The 2966-nt window shown below is 38.8% G+C and carries 5 protein-coding genes; 4 read left to right on the top strand and 1 reads right to left on the bottom strand.

Features of this window, described 5'->3' with window-relative positions; genetic code table 11:
* From WA010_RS13150 to WA010_RS13135, 4 genes are all read left to right on the top strand, one after another.
* Positions 1 to 434: type 1 glutamine amidotransferase domain-containing protein (locus tag WA010_RS13150; protein ID WP_422557571.1), on the top strand; the 434-nt coding region annotated here is incomplete at its 5' end.
* 111 nt (positions 435 to 545) lie between these two features.
* Positions 546 to 1010 carry a carboxymuconolactone decarboxylase family protein gene (locus WA010_RS13145; protein ID WP_422557570.1) on the top strand — a complete coding sequence of 155 codons (465 nt, stop codon included), beginning with the start codon at positions 546 to 548 and terminating at the stop codon, positions 1008 to 1010.
* On the top strand, positions 1007 to 1405 hold the full coding sequence (locus tag WA010_RS13140) for a nuclear transport factor 2 family protein (protein ID WP_422557569.1): 399 nt from the start codon (positions 1007 to 1009) through the stop codon (positions 1403 to 1405). Before WA010_RS13145 ends, WA010_RS13140 begins: the two co-directional genes overlap by 4 nt.
* Positions 1406 to 1418: 13 nt before the next feature.
* Positions 1419 to 2261 carry a hypothetical protein gene (locus tag WA010_RS13135; protein WP_422557568.1) on the top strand — a complete coding sequence of 281 codons (843 nt, stop codon included), beginning with the start codon at positions 1419 to 1421 and terminating at the stop codon, positions 2259 to 2261.
* A 70-nt stretch (positions 2262 to 2331) separates the two neighbouring features.
* On the opposite strand, the gene WA010_RS13130 is transcribed toward WA010_RS13135, so the two are convergent.
* On the bottom strand, positions 2332 to 2966 hold a 635-nt coding region (locus tag WA010_RS13130), incomplete at its 5' end, for an AraC family transcriptional regulator (protein ID WP_422557567.1).

The following is a 2966-nucleotide window of genomic DNA, read 5'->3' as shown; positions in this document are numbered from 1 at the left end:
GTGTGCAACTCGAAGGGGTTGATCTCTCAAAATATGACGCGGTTTATATTCCAGGCGGTCATGGAGCCATGTTTGATTTACCTACAGATCCGACAATCAAAAAGGTACTTGAAAATTTTGCAAAAGATAATAAACTCATTGCTTCCGTTTGTCATGGTCCAGCCAGTTTGGTAAATATCAATCTACCCGATGGTACAGCGTTGGTTAAAGGGAAAAAAGTAACCAGTTTTACCAATCAAGAAGAGTTTGCCGGTAAACTTGAGAAACAAATGCCTTTTTTACTAGAAACAGAACTCAAAAATCGCGGAGCTATTTTCATCTCAAAAGAAAATTGGGCAGATCATATCGAAGTGGATGGAAACCTGATTACCGGACAAAACCCATCTTCCAGTAAAAGCATGGCGAAAGCAATAATCGATAAACTAAAAAAGTAATTTTACTATCAGCATATAACGTCACGGATAAAAAATTTGATGTCATAGACTAACAGCCCTTTTGGATTTAGCGGTACAATTGTTTCGACAAATTTTATACCGGATTATGAAATGAAACAAATACTATTCGTTATCTTTATCGGGATGCTCGGGTGTAATGCCGCTGAGCAAAAGGAGAATGTGATGCAGTCAAGATATGAGCGAGGTTGGGAAAAGCTCAAAGAGGTAGATGGTAAAGCGGGTGAAAATGTTGTCAATGCACTTAAAGATATAGCTCCTGATTTGGCTAAATATACCATCGAATTTCCTTTTGGTGATATTTATTCAAGAGAGGGGTTAAACCTTAGAGATAGAGAAATTGCAACTATTGCGGCATTGACGGCAATGGGAAACGCCACTCCGCAATTAAAAGTACACATTCATGCCGCTCTTAATGTCGGCGTTACAAAAACGGAAATTATCGAGATTATTACGCAAATGGCAGTATATTCAGGGTTTCCTACCGCTATCAACGGAGCACTTGCCGCAAAAGAGGTATTTGATGTCTACGACAAAGAACACGGAGCTATACAATGAACAACAAAGATAGACTTGTAGAGTTTTTCAAATCAGCGAAAACAGATGAACAGAAAATGCTCTCCTTTGTAGCTGATAATGCAAAATACATTGCTATCAAAGAAGAACCAAATGAAAAATGTTTTTTATACGGTACCTACGTGGGTCATGAAGGTTTTAAACAACTATTTGCCAATCTAACCGAGGCATTCGAGACGCAAAAATTTGAATTTTTGGGCATTATGGAAGAAGATGATACAGTAATGGCATACGGCTATTTCGAACATATCGTCAAAAGCACAGGGAAACTTTTTTGTTCACATTGGTCTTTAGTCGCCACATTTCAAGATGGCAAAATAGTAGTGTGTCGGTTTTTTGAAGACACGGCGGCGCTTGAAGAAGCGTTTAAATCTTAAAAAAAGGGGAAAAATGAAAAGTGTATTACTCAGTATGGCATTGGTGGCTGTGGCATTTGGCGGACAAGTAGAGATTGATGTAGGAGGACATCCTGAGAGCGTACTCGTACATGGGAAAAAAGCTTTTGTTTCAAACGTCGGTGCTGAATTAAAGCCGACAGACAAAGACGGTGACGGATATATCTCGCTTCTGAATCAAAAAGGTGAAATGGTCGATAAAACCTTTATAACTGCTCTCAATGCTCCAAAGGGTTTGGCGTTGATTCAAAATACCCTTTATGTCGCGGATGTGAATGAAGTCAAAGGGTTTGATATTACGACAAAAAAACAGGTATTTTCACTCGCATTTGATGGGGTAAATTTTCTCAACGACATCACGGTAAAGAATGCTCATACCTTAATCGTCAGCGCGACCGATAGCGGTAAAATTTATGAACTCAATGTCAAAACCAAAACCTATAAAGCGATAGCTGATCTCCCTACTGCTAATGGTGTTTACTATACCGAGGGGAAACTCTACGCACTTATGCTGGGTAAAACACCGGAAAATATGTTTGGCGGAGGCGGTAAACTTGTCGAGATTAATCCGAAAAGCGGTACGGTTACCCCTCTTGCAAAAACTGAGGGGATACTTGATGGTGTTCAAAAAGTTGGAAATTCCCTCTATTTCTCCGACTGGGTAAAAATGGAAAAAGCGGGGGTAATCCACACCTATAATCTCAAAACAAAAGCCGAAAGTGATATAAAAATCGACCCTATTGCGGGACCTGCTGATTTTTGGATTGATATGAAAAACAAAACGATTTGGATTCCAAAGATGATTGAAGGCAAAGTGCTTGTCTCTGATTTGAAATAGATTTTCGTGCTCTGCTGGCAACAATGCCAGAGAGCTACTATTGCTATATCTCTTGGTTAATATAGATAACTTACGCTATCGGCACATAAATCTCAGTACGAAGATTTTCTGCTTTTGTACGACGTGGGTCACGGTTTAGATATCTCTCAAATATAGGTTCATCACGTAGTGCAGTACTATTTTCTACAATCCAGTCGCCAACTTGATCATACATTGCTTTTAAATTTTCGTATGCACCTTTATGTAAAAAGACTGCATACTTCCCTCCTGAAACTGTTTTAGTCTGTACCTCACCTATCGGTACAACATTTTTATCATCCCAACTGATACATGCGTCACATCGAAGTTTATCAGCTTCGGTTACATTTGGATTATCATGCCCTATTCCCAGTGTTCTTGCATCTTTACCCAGCAGATTTTTTTTGTATTTGATCTTTTGCTCATACGCAAATTTCATCAATACTTCCCATGCTTTCCCACAAGAAGTATTATAAGCCCCTGTTTTTCGAACATACAGTACATTTATCGGCTCTATCTCTACAAATTTTGGTGTTAACATGTTCGTCCCTTTTATTTGCTTGGCATCAGCAGAAAACTCTTTTGGGGTTATTCCGAAATGTTTTTTAAACGCTTTTGTAAAAGAGGCATTGGTTTCATATCCACTTTCTATGGCTATCTGGGTGATATTACGATTTGACTTAAATT

It is taken from the genome of Sulfuricurvum sp. (assembly GCF_049305995.1).
In the GTDB taxonomy this organism is placed as follows: domain Bacteria; phylum Campylobacterota; class Campylobacteria; order Campylobacterales; family Sulfurimonadaceae; genus Sulfuricurvum.
This window is presented reverse-complemented; position numbering and strand designations above follow the sequence as displayed.

Coding starts and splice junctions, on each gene's coding strand:
- WA010_RS13145 (WP_422557570.1), top strand. CDS start 546: ATGAAACAAATACTATTCGTTATCTTTATCGGGATGCTCGGGTGTAAT.
- WA010_RS13135 (WP_422557568.1), top strand. CDS start 1,419: ATGAAAAGTGTATTACTCAGTATGGCATTGGTGGCTGTGGCATTTGGC.
- WA010_RS13140 (WP_422557569.1), top strand. CDS start 1,007: ATGAACAACAAAGATAGACTTGTAGAGTTTTTCAAATCAGCGAAAACA.